This window comes from Streptomyces sp. NPDC054794, from assembly GCF_053611585.1.
This window is the reverse complement of the sequence record NZ_JBSHAQ010000082.1, coordinates 1-18,892: the sequence shown is the minus strand read 5'-3', so window position 1 is coordinate 18,892 and position 18,892 is coordinate 1. Positions and strand designations below refer to the sequence as shown.

At 70.6% G+C, this 18,892-nt stretch carries 15 protein-coding genes and 2 pseudogenes; 7 read left to right on the top strand and 10 right to left on the bottom strand.

Annotated features, from left to right (window positions below; genetic code table 11):
• Window positions 1–28: 28 nt before the first annotated feature.
• Both ACWGKT_RS45125 and ACWGKT_RS45120 read left to right on the top strand, forming a co-directional pair.
• Window positions 29–769 carry a response regulator transcription factor gene (locus tag ACWGKT_RS45125; protein WP_453278294.1) on the top strand — a complete coding sequence of 247 codons (741 nt, stop codon included), beginning with the start codon at window positions 29–31 and terminating at the stop codon, window positions 767–769.
• A 117-nt stretch (window positions 770–886) separates the two neighbouring features.
• Window positions 887–1,057: a hypothetical protein gene (locus tag ACWGKT_RS45120; protein ID WP_453278282.1), complete on the top strand. Its 171-nt coding sequence runs from the start codon at window positions 887–889 to the stop codon at window positions 1,055–1,057.
• Window positions 1,058–1,166: 109 nt separating this feature from the next.
• Here ACWGKT_RS45120 and ACWGKT_RS45115 read toward each other — a convergent pair whose 3' ends face one another.
• Genes ACWGKT_RS45115 through dnaK form a run of 8 tightly spaced genes read right to left on the bottom strand, consistent with a single transcriptional unit; the run spans window position 1,167 to window position 10,205 of the window.
• Window positions 1,167–2,981, bottom strand: coding sequence for an FAD-dependent oxidoreductase (locus ACWGKT_RS45115; RefSeq protein WP_453278281.1), 1,815 nt, complete (start codon window positions 2,979–2,981; stop codon window positions 1,167–1,169).
• Window positions 2,981–3,244: a UBP-type zinc finger domain-containing protein gene (locus ACWGKT_RS45110; protein WP_453278280.1), complete on the bottom strand. Its 264-nt coding sequence runs from the start codon at window positions 3,242–3,244 to the stop codon at window positions 2,981–2,983. The genes ACWGKT_RS45115 and ACWGKT_RS45110 overlap by 1 nt, the downstream gene beginning before the upstream one ends.
• Window positions 3,245–3,249: 5 nt before the next feature.
• Complete coding sequence (gene trxA / locus ACWGKT_RS45105; RefSeq protein ID WP_356155518.1) at window positions 3,250–3,696, bottom strand: thioredoxin; 447 nt, start codon at window positions 3,694–3,696, stop codon at window positions 3,250–3,252.
• A complete protein-coding gene (gene clpB, locus ACWGKT_RS45100) occupies window positions 3,693–6,332 on the bottom strand; it encodes an ATP-dependent chaperone ClpB (RefSeq protein WP_453278279.1) in 2,640 nt (879 codons plus the stop codon). Before clpB ends, trxA begins: the two co-directional genes overlap by 4 nt.
• Window positions 6,323–6,730, bottom strand: a complete 408-nt coding sequence (locus tag ACWGKT_RS45095) for a chaperone modulator CbpM (protein ID WP_453278278.1) — start codon at window positions 6,728–6,730, stop codon at window positions 6,323–6,325. The genes clpB and ACWGKT_RS45095 overlap by 10 nt, the downstream gene beginning before the upstream one ends.
• Window positions 6,727–7,680, bottom strand: a complete 954-nt coding sequence (locus tag ACWGKT_RS45090; protein WP_453278277.1) for a DnaJ C-terminal domain-containing protein — start codon at window positions 7,678–7,680, stop codon at window positions 6,727–6,729. The genes ACWGKT_RS45095 and ACWGKT_RS45090 overlap by 4 nt, the downstream gene beginning before the upstream one ends.
• A gap of 6 nt (window positions 7,681–7,686) precedes the next feature.
• Window positions 7,687–8,295: a nucleotide exchange factor GrpE gene (locus ACWGKT_RS45085; protein ID WP_453278276.1), complete on the bottom strand. Its 609-nt coding sequence runs from the start codon at window positions 8,293–8,295 to the stop codon at window positions 7,687–7,689.
• 8 nt (window positions 8,296–8,303) lie between these two features.
• Window positions 8,304–10,205, bottom strand: a complete 1,902-nt coding sequence (gene dnaK / locus ACWGKT_RS45080; RefSeq protein WP_356155503.1) for a molecular chaperone DnaK — start codon at window positions 10,203–10,205, stop codon at window positions 8,304–8,306.
• Between the two features lie 328 nt (window positions 10,206–10,533).
• On the opposite strand from dnaK, the pseudogene ACWGKT_RS45075 reads away from it, so the two are divergent.
• Window positions 10,534–12,314 (top strand): annotated as a pseudogene (locus ACWGKT_RS45075) (PucR family transcriptional regulator).
• Window positions 12,315–12,371: 57 nt separating this feature from the next.
• Here the strand turns inward: ACWGKT_RS45075 and ACWGKT_RS45070 are convergent.
• Window positions 12,372–12,947, bottom strand: a complete 576-nt coding sequence (locus tag ACWGKT_RS45070) for a LysR family transcriptional regulator (RefSeq protein ID WP_453278293.1) — start codon at window positions 12,945–12,947, stop codon at window positions 12,372–12,374.
• Between the two features lie 89 nt (window positions 12,948–13,036).
• Here ACWGKT_RS45070 and ACWGKT_RS45065 point away from each other — a divergent pair, with 89 nt between their 5' ends.
• The 3 genes from ACWGKT_RS45065 to ACWGKT_RS45055 all read left to right on the top strand — a co-directional run bounded on the left by ACWGKT_RS45065 (window position 13,037) and on the right by ACWGKT_RS45055 (window position 15,590).
• Window positions 13,037–13,882 carry an aldo/keto reductase gene (locus ACWGKT_RS45065; protein WP_453278275.1) on the top strand — a complete coding sequence of 282 codons (846 nt, stop codon included), beginning with the start codon at window positions 13,037–13,039 and terminating at the stop codon, window positions 13,880–13,882.
• 222 nt (window positions 13,883–14,104) lie between these two features.
• Complete coding sequence (locus ACWGKT_RS45060; protein WP_356155496.1) at window positions 14,105–14,554, top strand: DUF1931 family protein; 450 nt, start codon at window positions 14,105–14,107, stop codon at window positions 14,552–14,554.
• Between the two features lie 472 nt (window positions 14,555–15,026).
• On the top strand, window positions 15,027–15,590 hold the full coding sequence (locus ACWGKT_RS45055; RefSeq protein ID WP_356155494.1) for a type 1 glutamine amidotransferase domain-containing protein: 564 nt from the start codon (window positions 15,027–15,029) through the stop codon (window positions 15,588–15,590).
• A gap of 127 nt (window positions 15,591–15,717) precedes the next feature.
• On the opposite strand, the gene uvrA is transcribed toward ACWGKT_RS45055, so the two are convergent.
• The gene (uvrA, locus tag ACWGKT_RS45050; RefSeq protein ID WP_453278274.1) at window positions 15,718–18,186 is read right to left on the bottom strand and encodes an excinuclease ABC subunit UvrA; all 2,469 of its coding nucleotides are present in this window, start codon (window positions 18,184–18,186) and stop codon (window positions 15,718–15,720) included.
• Between the two features lie 258 nt (window positions 18,187–18,444).
• Here uvrA and ACWGKT_RS45045 point away from each other — a divergent pair.
• Window positions 18,445–18,636, top strand: a pseudogene (locus ACWGKT_RS45045) (hypothetical protein); the annotation flags it as partial.
• Window positions 18,637–18,892: the final 256 nt, after the last annotated feature.

Genomic DNA, 18,892 nt, shown 5'->3' with positions numbered 1-18,892 from the left:
CGTCCCGGCCGGACCCGCACCGAAGACCATGCGACTACTCCTCGTCGAGGACGACGACCGGATCGCCGGCCCCATCATGGAAGGGCTGGACCGCTACGGCTTCGCCGTCGACCATGTGAAATCCGGGGCCTCGGCCCTGTCGGCCTCCCCCGCCGCCCTCGTCCTGCTTGACCTCGGACTGCCCGACATGGACGGCATCGACGTCTGCCGGGCCCTGCGCGCCCGCTCCGCGGTCCCCATCATCATGATCACCGCACGGAGCGAGGAGGCGGACCGCGTCGTCGGCCTGGAGGTCGGGGCGGACGACTACCTGTCCAAGCCATTCGGCGTACGCGAGTTGGTGGCCCGTATCCGAGCGGTCACCCGCCGCACCCACCCCGAACGGCACGCCCCACCGCGCACCGGCACCACCGGAGTGCCCCTCCAAGGCTCCCCGCACGCGCGACTCCCCGAGGAGCGCGGCGACCAGCACCTCGGCCCGCTGACCATCAACCGGCGGACCAGGGGCGTCACCCTCGACAGCCGCCCGCTCACCCTCACTCCGAAGGAGTTCGATCTCCTGGCCCAACTGGCCGGCGATCCCGGCGCCGTGCATTCCCGCCAGCAGATCCTCGACACGGTGTGGGACCCGAACTACTTCGGCCCCACCCGCACACTCGACGTGCATGTGTCGGCGCTGCGCCGCAAGTTGGGCGACCCGTCCTGGATCGCCACCGTCCGCGGCATCGGCTTCCGGCTCACCGTCCCCGGCGACAGCGCGTACGCCTGAACGACGCCGCCGACGGCGAGCTGTGACCAGGATCGGTAGGTGACACCAGGCCACGTTCGCAACCTGCGCTGATGTCCCTCCGCTGCGACGAGGGCGGCACGGTCCGACTCCTGGCCCATGCCGCACCTTGATCATCATCTCGCGGATGAGGTCGCGGACGTCCTGATCGGCTTCCCGGTGGAGCTTGAGGCGGGTGATGTCATTGATCACAAGCGCCTTCGTGGCGTGCTCGACGATCACGGTCTTGACAGTGCGAACCAGGGGTTACGGAAGGCCGCGCGGTTATAGGCCAGCCAGAGAGCATCGCCGACGCGCGAGCCTCCGTCAGCCGGCCACCATGGCCGAGGAAGATGGCGACGAGTGAGCCCCGAACGCAGCGCCGGACGGGCGCCATTCGTCATGCGAGCCATGCGGACTCCTTGTGACGTATTCGTGGGGAGACGTCCGAGTGGCCCGCGACAGCTGACGTGCCCGTGGTGCCGGGTACGGCCGAGTGCCCCAGGTGCCGGTGCACGAAGTGGATGGCCATCGCGCCCTCACCGGCGGCGGAGGCCACCCGCTTCACCGAGCCGCTACGGACGTCCCCTACCGCGAAGACCCCGGGCAGGCTGGCCTCCAGGGTCATGCACGAGCGTCCGCGGCCGTGCCACACCTCGGGGTAGGCACAGGCTTCCCGGGCCTCCGGCCCGGTGAGGACGAAGCCGCGGGAGTCGAGGGCGATCATGCCGGCGAGCCACTCGGTGTGAGGGGCGGCGCCGGTGAAGACGAACAGGCTCCGTACCGCGAGCCGGCGGTGCCCGCCCGTGCGGTTGTCGACCACGTCGAGCTCCTCCAGCACTTCCTGGCCGATGACCTCGGTGACCTCGGTGTGCAGCATGACCTCCACCCGCGGATGGCGCTCGACCTGGTCGACCAGGTAACGGGACATGTTGGCCTCGAGGCCGGCTCCTCGGACCAGCAGGTGCACCTTCGGCGCGTACCCGGCGAGGAACAGCACCGCCTGGCCCGCCGAGTTGCCTCCGCCGACGACGGCCACCGGGTCGGTGCGGCACTGCTGGGCCTCGTAGACGGTCGCCGAGTAGTGCACGCTCGTTCCCTCCAGGCGTTCGATGCCGGGCACCTGGAGCCGACGGTAGCGGGCACCCATGGCCAGGACGACGGCGCGGGCGGCGATCTCGCTGCCGTCGGCGAACGCCACCACGTAGTGGTCCTCGTCCTTGGGATGGAGACCGGTCGCCTCCAGCGGAAGGCTGATCCTGGCGCCGAACTTGCCGGCCTGGAGCACAGCGCGTTCGGTGAGTTCGGCGCCGGAGATGCCGGATGGGAAGCCGAGCAGATTCTCGATGCGGGACGACGTGCCGGCCTGGCCGCCGGTGGCCATCGCCTCCACCACCGTGGTGCTCAGGCCCTCGGAGGCGGCGTACACCGCGGCAGCGAGGCCGGCGGGTCCGGAGCCTACGATGAGGATGTCGCCGTGACGGTTTCCGGCGGGCAGTGACGGCAGGCCGATGAGCCGGGCCAGTTCCGCGTTGCTGGGGTTGCGCAACAAGGTGGTGTCCCGCCAGATGACGAGTGGTGTCTCCTCCGGGCCGACGCCGAAGCGGCGCAGCAGCTCCTCGGCCTCCTCGTCGGTCTCCAGGTCGATCCAGCGGTGCGGCAGCCGGTTGCGGACGGCGAACTCGCGCAGCCGTCTGGTGTCGGGCGAGTAGCGCGAGCCGATGATGCGGAAGCCGACGCCCTGTCCGACGAGCAGCGCGCGACGGCACAGACAGGCGCGCAGCACGACGTCCCCGATGGTGGCGTCCTGGGACACCAGGTGGCGCAACTGGTCCAAGGAGACGACCAGGGCCTCGCCCGGCTCCCTGACGACAGCGGTGTAGAAGGCCACTTGTCCGTACAGCAGGCCGAGTTCGCCGATGAAGCGACCTGGGCCGTGCACCCGCAGCACGTGCTCCTCGGGAGTGCCGTAGTCCTCGACGACGGCGACGGTACCGCTGAGGACGACGAAGAACGTCTCGCAGCGCTCCCCCTCCCGGATCAGCACGTCGTTCGGAGCCATGGTCCGGCGTTGCCCATGCTCCGCCAGACGTGCTATCTGGTCCTCCGTGAGGCGCGGGTACGCGCCGTAGATGTCCGGGGTCTCCCAGAAGGCGGCCTCGTCCGCTTCCTCCGGCACCGGTTCTTCGCCCGGCAGCGACTGGTGGCCGGACATCAGACGAACGCCTCGTGAACGTAGCACCAGCGCCATTCCTCGCCGGGCTGGAACGACTGCACGATCGGATGAGCGTCGGCAGCTGCGTGCCTGCGCGCGTGCTTGTTCGGCGAGGAGTCGCAGCAGCCGACGTGCCCGCAGGTCAGGCAGAGCCTCAGGTGGACCCACGGGGAGCCGACCATCAGACACTCCTGACACCCTTCTGGGGTCAGCGGCTGGACCGGCCGGACAAGCGCGAGGTGGGGATCTGCGTGCAGGGTCATCCGGATCACCCTTTCCGGGCGGTGATCGACTGTTCCACCCACTGGCGCAGAGCGGGGGCGGGCGCCGCCCCCGCCTGCCGGGCGACCGTCTCGCCCCGGTCGAGGATCAGCAGTGTCGGTACGGCCTGGACCTCGAAACGCCGCGACAGCCGCGGGTTCTTGTCGACGTCGACCTTGACGAGTTTGATGCGGCCGGCGAGATCGGTGGCGACCTGCTCCAGTGCGGGGCTGACCATGCGGCAGGGGCCGCACCAGGTGGCCCACAGGTCGACCACGACGGGGACGTCGGCCCGCTCGGCGACCTCGGTGAAGTCGTCGTCGCCCGCGTCCACCATCCACGGTAGGGGCTGCTTGCAGTGGCCGCACTTGGGGCGGCCCTCCGCGGCCACGGGCACCCGGTTGGTGCGCCCGCAGTGGGGACAACTGACGGTCGTCGCCTGCATCGTGCTCATGCCGCCCGCGCTCCCTTCACGTCCTCGGGCTGGTCGTAGGTGACTACCAGCTCTCCATGTTCGGCGTCGACGCGGACCGTCGCGCCGTCCTGGACGTCACCGCGCAGGAGGGCGCGCCCGACCATCGTCTCGACCTCGTGGGAGATGTACCGCCGCAGCGGCCGGGCCCCGTACACCGGGTCGTAACCCTGGTGGGCGATCACCTCGCGTGCAGCATCGGTGAGTTCGACGGTGATGCGGCGTTCGGCGAGGCGGCGGCGCAGTTCGTCGAACTGCAGCTCCACGATGCGCTCGATCTGCCGCTCGCCGAGCGGCTTGAACAGCACGATGTCGTCGACGCGGTTGAGGAACTCCGGGCGGAAGTGCCCGCGCAGCTCGCCCATCACCAGGGCGCGGGCGTCCGGCTTGATCTCGCCCTCGGCGGTGGCGCCGTCGAGGAGGTGCTCGGAGCCGATGTTCGACGTCATGATGATCACGGTGTTGCGGAAGTCGACGGTGCGGCCCTGGGAGTCGGTGATGCGGCCGTCGTCGAGGACCTGCAGCAGGGTGTTGAAGACATCGGTGTGCGCCTTCTCGATCTCGTCGAACAGCACGACCGAGTACGGCTTGCGGCGTACGGCCTCGGTGAGCTGGCCGCCTTCCTCGTAGCCGACGTATCCGGGTGGTGCGCCCATGAGCCGGCTGACGGTGTGCCGCTCCTGGTACTCACTCATGTCGAGGCGGACCATGTTCTCCTCGGAGTCGAACAGGGCCGCGGCGAGGGTCTTGGCCAGCTCGGTCTTCCCGACGCCGGTGGGGCCGAGGAAGATGAACGAGCCGATGGGGCGGCGCGGGTCGCGGATGCCGGAGCGGGCGCGGATGATGGCGTCGGCGACGAGCTTGACGGCCTCGTCCTGGCCGATGACCCGCTCGCGCAGGATCTCGTCGAGGCGCAGCAGCTTCTCGCGTTCGCCCTCCTGGAGACGGGCGACGGGGATGCCGGTCCAGGCGGCGACGATCTCGGCGATCTCCTCCTCGGTGACGACCTCCCGCAGCAGCCGGTTCTGCCCTTGTTTGGTGGCCAGTTGCTCCTCCTCTGCGGCGAGCCGGCGCTCCAGGTCCTGAAGACGGCCGTAGCGCAGTTCGGCGGCCCGGTTGAGGTCGTAGGCGCGTTCGGCCTCCTCCGCCTCGTAGCGGACCTGCTCCAGTTCCTGGCGCAGTTCCTGCACGCGGCGGATGGCCTGCCGTTCGGCCTCCCACTGGGCGTGTTTGGCGTCGGCCTCGCCGCGCAGGTCGGCCAGTTCCCTGCGCAGTTCCTCCAGGCGAGTCTTGCTGGCGGCGTCGGTCTCCTTGGACAGGGCCGCCTCCTCGATCTCCAGGCGGGTGACGCGTCGGGTGATCTCGTCGAGTTCGGCGGGCATCGAGTCGATCTCGGTACGCAGCCGGGCGCACGCCTCGTCGACGAGGTCGATGGCCTTGTCCGGCAGGAACCGGTCGGTGATGTAGCGGTGGCTGAGGGTGGCCGCGGAGACCAGCGCGGTGTCCTGGATCTTCACGCCGTGGAAGACCTCCAGGCGTTCGCGCAGTCCGCGCAGGATGGAGATGGTGTCCTCCACGCTCGGCTCGTCGACCAGCACCTGCTGGAAACGGCGTTCGAGGGCGGCGTCCTTCTCGATGTGCTTGCGGTACTCGTCGAGGGTGGTGGCGCCGATCATGTGGAGTTCGCCGCGGGCGAGCATCGGCTTGAGCATGTTGCCCGCGTCCATGGCCCCTTCGGCGGCGCCCGCACCTACGACGGTGTGGAGTTCGTCGACGAAGAGCAGGATGCGTCCCTGGGCGGCCTTCACCTCGGACAGCACGGCCTTGAGGCGTTCCTCGAACTCGCCGCGGTACTTGGCGCCGGCGACCAGGGAGCCCATGTCGAGAGCGAACACCGTCTTGTCGCGCAGGCCCTCGGGGACGTCGCCGCGAACGATGCGCTGGGCCAGGCCCTCGACGATGGCGGTCTTGCCGACGCCGGGGTCGCCGATGAGGACGGGGTTGTTCTTGGTCTTGCGGCTGAGTATCTGGGTGACTCGGCGGATCTCCGCGTCCCGGCCGATGACCGGGTCCAGCCGCCCGGACCGAGCCTCGAGGACCAGGTCGCGGCCGTACTTCTCCAGAGCCTCATAGGCCACTTCGGGGTTGGCGGAGGTGACCCGCTGGTTGCCGCGGACCTGGGTGAGCGCGCTCAGCAACGAATCCCGGGTCACGCCGTGCTCCTTGAGCAGGCGTCCGGCGGCGGTCGCCGAGCCCTCCTCGGCCAGGGCGAGCAGGAGGTGCTCCACGGAGACGTACTCGTCCTTGAGGCGTTTGGCCTCCCGCTCGGCGGCGTCGAGCAGGCGGGACAGGCGCTGGGTGACGAAGACCTGGCCGGGTGCCGCGCCGGGACCGGTGACCTTCGGGCGGCGGGAGAGTTCCTCGCGCACGGCCGTGCGCAGTTCCTGCGGCTCGGTGCCGGCCTGTTGCAGCAACCGTGGGATCAGACCGTCCTCCTGATCGAGAAGTGCGAGCAGCAGGTGTTCCCCGTCGACCTCGGTCTGCCCCATGCCGACGGCCGCGCTCTGGGCCTCCTGGAGGGCTTCCTGGGACTTCTGGGTGAGACGGTTCATGTCCATGGGGGTGTTTCACTCCTCGTGCCGCGGCCGCGCAGGGCGGCTTCGAGCAGGCTGATGCGGTCGAGCAGGTCGAGCACCAGGCCGATGGATGCGTAGTTGAGGCAGAGTCCGGTGCGCAGCCGCTGGATACGGGCGAGAACCGCCGGGGCCGTGGGGTCGAACACCAGTCGCCCCGCGGAGTCGCGTTCGGCGTCGACCAGGCCGAGGGCGACGAACCGGCGGATCAGATCGGGGTGGAGGCCCGAGCGACGGGCCACGGCGGCCAGGGAGAGCCTGGGGACGGGCACGAGCGCGTACCGGACAGCCGTCGAGGCGGTGTTGTCGGTGCCCGTTCGTACCGGACGGGCGCCCACGCCGGCCCGGCCGATGCCTCCCGCTCCCGCGGGTCGGTCGTTCATCGCGTCCTCCTGGGGTCGAACGAGGAAGTGGCGGCGAGCTCCTCGAACAGTTCGCGCTCCCGGTCGCCGAGGGCGGGAGGCACCATGATGCGGAGTTCGGCGTACAGGTCACCGTTCGGGCCCCGCGGGTTCGGCATGCCCTCGCCGCGCAGCCGCAGCCGCCGGCCGCTGGACGAGCCCGCGGGCACCGTGACCTTCGCCGTGCCGCCGCCGGGCGTGGGCACCGGTACGGTCGCACCCAGGGCCGCCTCCCACGGGGCGACCGGGACCTGGACGTGCACGTCACGGCCGTCCAGCCGGAACCGGGGGTGGGGCTGGATGCGTACCCGCAGGTACAGGTCGCCCGCGGCGGCGTCACCACTGCCCTGGCCACCCTCACCCGCCAGCCGGATGCGCTGCCCGTCGGTGACACCCGGCGGCACGTCGACCTCGTACCGACGCGGCTGCCCGGTGGGACCGGCGAGCGTGACGGTGCGACGGCCGCCTCGGTACGCCTCCTCGACGGTGAGCGGCAGTTCCGCCTCCTGGTCCGCTCCGGGGACGCCGCCTCGGGCGGCGCCGGCACCGAACATGGAGCCGAGAAGGTCCTCGATGTCGATGCCTTCCGCTCCGAAGTCGTCGCCGAAGCCGGTGGTGTACCGGACGCGAGGGCCGCCCGCGCCTGCGGTCCTCCGACCGCGGAAGCCGCCGCCCGCTCCGGCCGCGACCCGTTCGTCGAAGTCCTCGGGGATCTTGCGGAAGTCCTCGCCGAAGCGGTCGTAGCGGGCTCGGGTCTTGGGATCGGACAGGACGCTGTATGCCTCGTTGAGGTTCTTGAAGCGTTCCTCCGCCCCGGGGTCCTTGTTGACGTCGGGGTGGTACTTGCGGGCGAGTTTGCGATATGCCTGCTGGATCTCGTCCTGGCTCGCGCTCCGCGACACGCCCAGCACCTCGTAGAAGTCCCGTGCCATGACCGGTCACTCCCGCTTCGCGACCGTCACGGCGGCGGGCCTGAGCTGCCGTTCGCCGTCCCCGTAGCCGGGGCGCAGCACCTCGACGACGGTGCCCGGCGGGGCGTCGGGGTCCTGGACGACACCGACCACCTCGTGCCGGGCCGGGTCGAAGGCGACGCCGGTCTCCGCGTGCCGCGGGTAGCCGAGCAGTTCGAGGACGTTCACCGCCTGGTCGCGTACGGCCCGGACGCCCTCCACGATCGCGCCCGGATCGGCGCCGGCGTGAGTCAGGGCGAGTTCGAGGTTGTCCAGGACGGGCAGGAAGGCGGCCGCCGTGCGGGACCGCTCGACCGCCCGTTCGCGCTCCAGTTCCCTGGCGTGACGCTTGCGAAGGTTGTCGAGGTCGGCGAGTGCGCGCCGCCAGCGGTCCTCCAGTTCCTGGATCGCGGTCGTGTACTCGTCCTCGGCAGGCGCGGGGCCTGCGGCATCGGGTCCCGGTTCGCCGTTCGCCGCTTCGGGCCGGGGCGGTCCCGGTTGGGGCAGATCCCCGCGAGGAGGAGATCCGGCGCCTTCCGGGACTCGAACGCCCGGATCCGACGCGGCCCGGTCGGGTTCCTGGGGGTGGGTGGGCATGGCGCGCCTCAGCCCTTGTCGAACTCGGCGTCGATGACATCATCGTCACCGCCACCGCCACTCGTGGGACCGCCGGTGGCGGCGTCCTGGCCGGGTCCGCCGCCCGTGGCGGCGGCGCCCTGGTGGGCCGCCAGCCCGGCGAGCACCTGCTGGAGTTCGGAGGTCAGAGGCCGCACCCGCTCCACGCCCGCCTCCTCCTTGACCGCCGCCCGGGCGTCGGACACGAGCATCTCGGCGCGTGCCTTCTCGTGCGCGGGCGCTGCGTCGCCCAGTTCTGCGAGGTGCTTCTCGACCTGGTACGCGACGGCGTCGAGTTCGTTGCGTGCGTCGACGGCCTCGCGGAGTGCCTGGTCCTGGCCCCGGTTGTGCTCGGCCTCCTGGACCATGCGTTCGACCTCACTGCGGTCCAGGTTGGAGCTCTCGCTGATGGTGATGCCCTGTTCCTTGCCGGTGTCCCGGTCGCGGGCCTTGACGTTGAGGATGCCGTTGGCGTCGATGTCGAAGGTGACCTCGATCTGTGGTTCGCCCCGCGGCGCCGGCCGGATGTCGGTGAGCTGGAACCGGCCCAGCACCCGGTTGTCGGCGGCCAGCTCGCGCTCGCCCTGGAGGACGACGATGTCGACGGCCGGCTGGTTGTCCTCGGCGGTGGAGAAGGTCTCGCTGCGGCGCACGGGGATGGTGGTGTTCCGCTCGATGATCTTCGTCATCACTCCGCCGCGCGTCTCCACTCCCAGCGACAGCGGGGTGACGTCGAGCAGCAGGACGTCCTTGACCTCGCCCTTGAGCACCCCGGCCTGGATCGCGGCGCCCAGGGCCACGACCTCGTCGGGGTTGACGCTCATGTTGGGTTCCTTGCCGCCGGTCAGCCGGCGTACCAGAGTCTGGACGGCGGGGATGCGGGTGGAACCGCCGACGAGGATGACCTCGTCGATGTCGCTCTCGCCGACCTTCGCGTCGGCCATCGCCTGCTGCACCGGTCCCAGGCAACGCTCCACCAGGTCGCCGGTGATCTGCTCGAAAGTGGACCGCATGATCGAGTCGGTGAGGTGCTTGGGGCCCGAGGCGTCGGCGGTGATGAACGGCAGGCTGACCTGCGTCTGCGTCACAGAACTGAGCTCGGTCTTGGCCTTCTCCGCCGCCTCGAACAGTCGTTGCAGCGCCTGCGGGTCCTTGCGCAGGTCGATGCCGTTCTCCTTCTGGAAGTCGTCCGCGAGGTAGTCCACCAGACGCCGGTCGAAGTCGTCGCCGCCCAGGTGGCTGTCACCGGCGGTGGAGCGCACCTCCACCACGCCGTCGCCGACATCGAGGATGCTCACGTCGAAGGTGCCGCCGCCCAGGTCGAAGACGAGGACGGTCTCGTGCTCCTTCTTGTCCATGCCGTACGCGAGGGCGGCCGCCGTCGGCTCGTTGATGATGCGCAGCACCTCCAGCCCGGCGATCCGTCCGGCGTCCTTGGTGGCGGTGCGCTGAGCGTCGTTGAAGTAGGCGGGCACCGTGATGACCGCCTCCGTGACCCGCTCCCCCAGCTGCTTGGACGCGTCGTCGGCGAGTTTGCGCAGCACCTGTGCGCTGATCTCCTCAGGCGCGTACAGCTTGTCGCGCACCTTGAAGCGGGCCGCTCCGCCGTCGCCCTCGACGACGTCGTACGCCACCGCCCTGGCCTCCTCGGAGATCTCGTCGAAGTGCCGGCCGATGAACCGCTTGGCCGAGTAGATGGTGCCCTTCGGGTTGAGGATCGCCTGGCGCCGGGCCAACTGGCCCACCAGACGTTCCCCGGTGTCGGTGAAGGCCACCACGGACGGTGTCGTGCGGTTGCCCTCGCTGTTGGGCACGACGGACGGCTCGCCGCCCTCCCACACGGCGATCACCGAGTTGGTGGTGCCCAGGTCGATGCCCACTGCCTTGGCCATGAGGAACTCCTCCCGGTGCAGCGCCTGCGTCGACTCTCCGGATCACGTTCGTTCAGGCAGAGGTGGGACTCCGCCGGTTGCCCACCGGTGCGCACGGAAAGTCTCGAGCACTCCCCAGGGTGGCGAACCGGGTGGCTCCACGCCTGCACCTGGCGAGTCAGGAACGCACGGGTCCGGTCGCCCCACGAGTACGAGAGAAAGAACCCACACATCTCGGGTAGCCGGCCCGGGACACATCTCGGGTAGCCGGCCCGGGACACATCTCGGGGTAGCCGGCCCGGGACCGGGTACACGAAAGCTGCTCACCTCCGAAGGACGGAGTGATCCCATGGTCGGCAGTCGGGCGTACGGCCTGCACCACCGCTACTCCGACCGGAAGGGCAGCCTCCCCCGGGGCAGCGCCGGGCGTCCCCCCACGGCCGCGCACAGAGGGTCCCGCCTGCCCGCTCGCACCCCAGCCGACCATGCCCTCCTCGAACTGGCCGCGCTCTCCCGCGCCCAGTTCGACGCTCCGGACGAAGGCGCGATCCTGCGCCTGACCATGGACCACATAGCCGCCGCGGGGCCATACAGCGCCGAGGCCGGATACCTCAAGGTGGGCGGCGACCTGGTCCCCAGCCCGAGGAACGGGCAGACGCATGCCTTGACCGTGGGCCGAAGGGTGCGGCACCTGGCCGGGCAGGACGGCAGCGTGACCGTAGCCGGCAGGCCCTGGGGCCGAGCCCTGGGGCTACGCGGACCCGGGGTACTCCACGGTTACCTCGTGCTCACGTCCCGCTCCCGGCCCACCGAGGCCGAGCGATCCCTGCTCTCCATGCTCGTCCGGCACACCGCTGCTGCAATGTCAGTGGCCTTCGCGCACCGCCGCCAACGCGAGGACGCGCTGGAGCTGCACCGGCTGCGGGAGGAACGCACAGCCCTCCAGCGGCAGCTGATCTCTGTGGTGGCCGAGCTGGGCTACGAGCGAGCCGTTCACGCTCTCATGGCCGGCGTCGCTGCCTCGGATGCGGCGAGGAAGCTGTCACCCGCGCACTGCACAGGCTCACCGGACTTCCCGCGCTGCTCGAGGACCGCTTCGGTCGGCTGAGGTCCTGGACCGGTCCCGACCGCCCCGTCCCCTATCCCGAACCGGACCCCGTGCGCCAGAACGAAATGCTGCACGCCGTCGCCAAAGAGGCCGGGCCGGTGCGGATAAGGGACCGGCTGATCACCCTGATCCGCCCGCACGGCGAGATCCTGGGCGTGCTGGCGCTGGTCGATGCCCGGGACGAGGCCGACGAGCACACCGTACTCGCGCTTGGACACGCCGCCGCGTCGCTCGCCCTGGAGCTGACGCACCTGCGCAATCTGGCCGAAGTGGAGCTGAGGCTGCACCGCGAGCTGGCCGACGACCTCCTGGCAGGGACGGACGAGCCGAGCGCCTACGCCCGGTCCGAGGCAGTCGGACACGACCTGCACGGCAGCCACTACGTCGTCGTGGTGCAGTGGTCGAACCGGACCGCCGACGATTCCTTCGCGCAGACCGTGAGTCGGGCGGCCGTTGCGGTGGGCATGCGCTCGCTGCTGACCCGCGGCTCCGACCACGTCGTCCTCATCACTGGCGACAGGCCGCACGCCCGCGCGTTGTACGAAGCGCTCGCCCGGGAGACCGGAACACGGTCCGGGACGATCGGGGTGAGCGCCCCTTGCGACGCCGTGGCCGACATCCCCCACCACTACCAGGAGGCGCAGCGCGCCCTGGACGTGCGCCGCCACTCACGCGAGTGCTATGGCGCGACGTTCTTCGACGAGCTCGGCTTCTACCGCATCCTGGGACCCGGCAGCGAATACCGGGAACTGGAGACGTTCGTCCACGAGTGGCTCGGGCAGCTCATCGACTACGACTCCCGGCACCACGCGGCCATGGTGGAGACCCTGTCCCGGTACTTCGACTGCGGTGGCAACTACGACGAGACCGCCGACTCCCTCGCGATCCACCGCAGCACGCTGCGCTATCGGCTCCAGCGCATCCGCGACATCAGCGGCCACGACCTCGCGAACGTCGAGGACCGGCTGAACCTCCAGGTGGCGACCCGAGTGTGGAAGATCGTGCTGGGCGGACCGGGCTGAGGCCTCACTGGAACTTTTGCGCGAGCGGTGTCAGTAGCAGTTGGGCAGGCTGCCCCGCTACAGCACTGCAGTGGGTGGGTGGCCCTTCCTCGGATTGATCCAGCGAGGCCGCAGCGGCGGATGGGCGGCGCTCACCACCAGGACGAGCGGCACGGTGGCCAGCTCCCGTGCGTCGATCCCGGCGGGCTTGCGTTCGGGCAGCGGCAGGAAGGCCACGTCGAGGTCCCCGCTGAGCAGCGCGTGCGCCAGTCCCGCCGAGTCGGCCGTCGCCAGCCGCAGCCGGACGTCGATCGCCGGATGCCGCGCGTGCAGCTGCCCGAGGAGCGCAGGCAGGTCCACCACCTCGACCGAGGCCATGGCGCCCACGTCCACCGTGCCGCGCAGCCTGTCCTGTGCGGAGCGCACGGCGTCCTGGGCGGCCTGGGCGGCGTTCAGGGTGGCCCGAGCCTCCGGCAGCAACGCGGCGCCCGCCCCGGTGAGCCGGACCTGCCGCGACGTGCGCTCGAACAGCGCGCGGCCGAGCTCGCGCTCCAGTGAGCGGATCGCGGCGGACACCCCTGACCGCACCACGTGCAGCCGACGGGCGGCACGCGTGAAACTCAGCTCCTCGGCGACCGCGATGAAGTGCTCCAGCTGACGTAGCTGGTTGTCTGGGAGGCGCGGACCTGGGCACCCGGTGCGGGTGCGCGTGACGCGGATCCGCGGCGGACGGGAGGCCCGAGATGTCTGCGGAATCGGCCAGAACGATCGCGCTCCCCTCCGGTGAGGAGATCGCGGCGCTCGGGCAGGGCACCTGGTACCTGGGCGAGGACCCGGCCCGGCGTGAACAGGAGATCGCCGCGCTGCGGCTGGGCGTGGACGTGGGCATGACAGTCGTCGACACGGCGGAGATGTACGGCGACGGCGCAGCCGAGGAACTCGTCGGGGAGGCCCTCCGGGGACGCCGGGAGGAGGTCTTCCTCGTCAGCAAGGTGCTGCCCGGCCACGCCGACCGGAAAGGCACCGTCGCCGCCTGCGAGGGCAGTCTGCGGCGGCTCCGTACGGAACGGCTGGACCTCTACCTGCTGCACTGGCGGGGACGGTGGCCACTCGAGGAGACCCTTGCGGGATTCACCGACCTGATGGAGGCGGAGAAGATCCGTTACTGGGGCGTGAGCAATCTGGACGTCGCCGACATGGCCGAACTGACCACCCTCCCCCATGGCGACGCCGCGGCCGTCGACCAGGTGCTGTACAACCTCTCCCGGCGCGGCATCGAGTGGGATCTGCTCCCCTGGTGCCGCGAGGCCGGGATGACGGTCATGGCCTACTCCCCGATCGAGCAGGGGCGGCTACTGAAGGGCGACGCTTTGGGTGCCGTGGCCCGGGCCCTCGGAGCCACGCCGGCCCAGGTGGCACTCGCCTGGGTGCTGGAACAGGGGGTGGCCGCGATTCCGCGTTCCGGATCACCCGACCACGTTCGGGAGAACCGCGGCGCGGTGGACCTCCACCTTCCTACCGAGGCGCTCGACGCCCTCGACGAGGCGTTCCCGCCGCCCAAGGGGCCCACGCCCCTGGAGGTGCTCTGAGGGCGTTGACAGGATGGCGCGCCGCCGCACGGCCGTACGGCCGGCCAAGGGGTGCCCGCGCACTTCATGCTGCTCTGCCAGGGGAAGAGGGGGTGGCCTTTTTCGGCCTGGGATGCGGAGGCGCTCAGCAGGGGGCTCTGCGAATCTCGACCGGGTAACAGCCCATGGAGGCGCGGGCGGGAGGGAACGACGCCGTCCGTTCCCGGTGAGGAGGCGAGAGGCATGACCGTGATGGGTGTGTCGAAGTTTGAGAGGTTCTTTCGCGCCGCCGCAAGCCTCGACGTGGACAAGAACGACCTGAAGCGGTACGGCGAGTTCGTCGACGCCAAGCTCTACGACCTCCTGGTCGTCGGCCAGGCGTCGGCCAAGGCCAACGGCAGGGATACCGTCGAACCGTGGGACCTACCGATCACCAAGGGCCTCCAGGAGAGCATCCACCGGTTCCGGCGGCTCGACGAGGAGGTCGAGCTGAAGCCGATCCTGGAACAGCTCGCCGCGCACCCTACCCTCGACAGGACACCCACCCAGGAGGCCGAAGAGCGCTACCCCGAGATCATCGGCGGTCTCAGCGTCGCCCTTGCCGAGACGTTCAAAATCATGTACCCGGATGTCAAGAACCCGCAGACCAGTCACTGGGAGGGCGTGACCGCGGTGTTCGACCAGCTGCTGTAGCAGTCGCGCCCCGGTGCATGTAGGCGGACTGAACCGACATGCCGGACGGGGCGGAAGGTGGAGACCGGGAACCTTCACCAAGACTCGGGGCGCGCCGCAGGTGCTCCGGGATTCGCGTATCGCGGTTTCAGTGCGGCTGTTCGCCTGGCCAGGAAATTCACACCCCTTGCCTCCACGTGACGGCCCCTGACCCGGAAGGCCGTTTCGCGGGTCCGTCCGTCTCGTCCCGTGATGCTCTGACCCGAGGGCAAGTCATGAAAGCTGCCAGCCCTTCGACGCCCGCGACGACGGCTGGACGCAGGTCGTCCTCACTCGGACGGCAGCTTTCACCGACCGCGCGCAGACATGCGCTCGGGACGCCTTCGGCCGGGCGTTGCAGTCGCCGGTCCGGAAAAAGGGATGCGGACAGGCCCTGCCGGGTGTCCCAACCGCTCGCCTCCTGCAACCAGCAACTCGTGAACGGAGCGGTACCATGACACAGGAACTCCAGGGGATGCGGGTGGGGATTCTGGCCACCGACGGCGTCGAGCGCGTGGAACTCGACCAGCCGCGCGGTGCGCTGCAGGGCGCAGGGGCGAAGACCGAGATCGTCTCGCTCCACCCCGGCGAGATCCAGGCCCGCCAGTTCGACCTCAACGCGGCCGGAACCTTCCCCGTGGACCGCCTGGTCGCCGACGCCTCCGTCGACGAGTACCACGCACTGCTCCTGCCCGGCGGCACCATGAACCCCGACCAGCTGCGCATGGACCGCGACGCGGTGCAGTTCGTCAAGGACTTCATGGCCAGCGGGAAACCGGTCGCATCGATCTGCCACGGCCCGTGGACCCTGGCGGAAGCCGACACCGTGCGCGGCCGCCGCCTGACGTCCTGGCCCAGCATCCGCACCGACCTGCGAAACGCCGGAGCGGAGGTCGTCGACCAGGAGGTGGTCGTCGACGGGCAGCTGGTCACCAGCCGCAGCCCGGCCGACCTGCCCGCCTTCTGCGCCGCCGTCGTGGAACAGTTCGCCCGGGCGCACCACCCCATGCCCGGCTGACCCGGCGGAAGGGGCCCAGACGGGGCCTCGCGAGCGATATCCGCCACAAGCTGGAACGCGGCACGGCGACGCGCGCGACCCTGCGCCCCGAACCCGGCTGACCGGTGCTCAGCCCCTCGCGCCGTCGTCAGGAGCGCGCGAGCCGGGCCGCGAGATAGGGCGCGGTGGCGCTGCGGCGGGCCCTCGCCACCTTGGCCGGCGGGCCCACCGCGACCACCCGCCCGCCCGCGTCGCCGCCGCCCGGACCGAGGTCGATGACCCAGTCGGCGGTGGCGATCGTGGCCAGGTCGTGCTCGACGAGGACGACCGTGTTGCCGGCGTCGACGAGCCGGTGCAACTGTCGCAGCAGCAGCGCGATGTCCGAGGGGTGCAGCCCCGCCGTCGGCTCGTCGAGCAGGTAGAGCGCGTGCCCGCGGCGGGCTCGCTGCAGTTCGGTGGCCAGTTTGATGCGTTGCGCCTCACCGCCACTGAGTTCCGTCGCGGGCTGGCCCAGCCGCAGGTACCCCAGCCCCACCTCGCGCAACGTCTCCAGACTGCGGGAGGCGGCCGGGACGGCGGACAGGAACTTGGCGGCGGCGTCGACGGACAGCGCCAGTACTTCCGCGATGTTCTTGCCGCGGTAGGTGACTTCCAGGGTTTCTTCGTTGTACCGGGCGCCTTCACAGGTCGGGCACGGCGCGTAGGTGCCGGGCAGGAACAGCAGTTCCACCGCGACGAATCCTTCGCCCTGGCAGGTCTCGCACCGGCCTTCGGGCACGTTGAAGGAGAACCGCCCGGCCGAGTAGCCGCGCGCCCTGGCTTCGTCCGTCGCCGCGTACAGCTTGCGCACCGCGTCGAACATCCCGGTGTACGTGGCCAGGTTGGACCGGGGAGTTCGGCCGATGGGCCGTTGGTCGACCCGGACCAGCCGGTCGAACGACTCGACCCCCGACGCGTCCTGGACGTCGACCTCCAGCTGCGCCTCGTCGGGTTCCTCGGGCAGGAGTCCGAGGTGGCCGCGGACGACCTCGGCGAGCACCTGCGTCACCAGCGTCGACTTTCCGGAACCGGACACGCCCGTCACCGCCGTCAGTACGCAGAGCGGTACGTCGACGGACACGTCGTTCAGATTGTGGCGGGAGACACCGCGCAGGTGCAGCCAGCCGTGGGGTGTGCGCGGGCGGTGGTCGAGCGGCTGGGCGCGCCCGAACAGGTACTGGCTCGTAGCCGACTCCCGGACCCGCTCGAGACCGGCGACCGGGCCGCTGTACAGCACGCGTCCGCCGCCCTCGCCCGCACCGGGGCCGATGTCGACCACCCAGTCCGCCCGCCGTACGACGTCCATGTCGTGCTCCACAACGAACAGCGAGTTGCCCGCCGCCTTGAGGCGGTCCAGCACGTCCAGCAGCGGTTCCGCGTCAGCCGGGTGCAGGCCCGCGGAGGGCTCGTCCAGGACGTAGACGACGCCGAACAGCCCCGAGCGCAGCTGGGTGGCGATCCGCAGGCGCTGCGCCTCGCCGGGCGACAGGGTCGTCGAGCGGCGCCCGAGGCTGAGATATCCGAGGCCCAGGTCGAGCAGTACGTCGACCCGCGCGACCAGATCGCCGCAGATCCGGACCGCGACCTCGGTCGTCTCCCCGGATCGGGCGGTCGACGTGGTGGCGTCGGCCTCGGACCGCCCCGCGACGGGCCGCAGCAGCGCCACGACCTCGGTGAGGGGCATCGCGTTGATCTCGGCGATGGAACGTCCGGCGAAGGTCACGGCGAGCGCCTCGGGCCGCAGTCCGCTGCCGTGACACTTGGGGCAGGGCACACTCCTCCCGAACCGGAGCGCCCGTTCGCGCATCTTCTCGCTCTTGGAGTCGGCGAGGACGTGCATGACGTGCTTGCGGGCGCTCCAGAACTTGCCCTGGTAGCCGTAGTCGACGCGGTCCTCCTCCGGCTCGATGTACACGGAGGGCTGCTCGTCCGTGTACAGCAGCCAGTCCCGGTCCTGCTTCCTGAGCCTGCGCCACGGTCGGTCGATGTCGATCCCCAGGCCGCTCACGACACTGCGCAGGTTGGCGCCCTGCCAGGCGCCCGGCCAGGCGGCGATCGCCCCCTCGCGGATGCTCAGCGAGGGGTCCGGGACGAGCAGGTCCTCGGCGACGTCGTGCACGACGCCCAGTCCGTGGCACTCCGGGCAGGCGCCGGCCGCGGTGTTGGGTGAGAACGACTCGGCTTCCAGCCGTGCGGCCCCGGGCGGATAGGTGCCGGCGCGGGAGTACAGCATGCGCAGCAGATTGGACAGCGTGGTGAGGGTGCCGACCGTCGAGCGCGAGCTGGGCGACCCGCGTCGCTGCTGCAGGGCCACGGCCGGTGGCAGTCCGGTGATTTCCTGCACGTGCGGTGCGCCGACCTGTTGCAACAGCCTTCGGGCGTACGGTGCCACGGACTCGAAGTAGCGCCGCTGGGCCTCCGCGTAGAGCGTGCCGAACGCGAGCGAGGACTTGCCCGAACCGGAGACGCCGGTGAAGGCGACCATCGCGTCCCGTGGAACGTCGACATCGATGTTCCGCAGGTTGTTCTCGCCGGCGCCCCGGACATGCACGAAGGGGTCGGTCGCGTCCTTGTTCACCGTTCCTGATTACCTGATCGCGCCGCGAGCCGCTCGACAGGCGCCGTCACCGGGCCCCGCTCACACGAGCGCTCGGAGAAATCCCGGTATGAGACAGTCGGGGCCTTCGCCTGCCCCCTGTCGGCGCGCTTCGGCGAACGCGGTGGTTCGCCTCCCGGTGGCGCACTCGCCCCGGCGGCTCAGCCCCAGGTCGCGAGCATGCGCTCATGGCGGCCATGACCGAGGGCGGTCAAGGGCGGCCAGCGCATGTCGAACCAGCGCGGTCCGCCCGTGCTGGAGACCACCCTTCCCGGGGTCTTCGCCGCGGGCGACGTCAGGAGCGGCTCGGTCAAACGGGTGGCCTCGGCGCTCGGTGAGGATGCCATGGCGATCCGCCTCGTGCACGAGCACCGGGAAAGCGCGGTGATCGACAGCAGGGTGAACATCGCGTCGCGGAGCGGACCCACGTAGAGGTGACCGGCAAGATTTCGCTACTGACGAAGCCGAACGTCGCGGTGGCGAACACGCCGGCGAGCGCTCGGAAGAGGCCCGTGGGCAGCAGCCCGGGCCGGAGCGTATGAGAGGTGCTTCCAGCGTCGGTGTCGGACCACGGGGCGGCCTTGGCCGCGTCAGCATGATGCCGGTGACGGTGACGCGCTGTGCAGTCCCTGCTGCGCGTGGCGTCACGGTCACCGGCATGCTGTGGCGCCGGAAAGGCGCGGCCCGT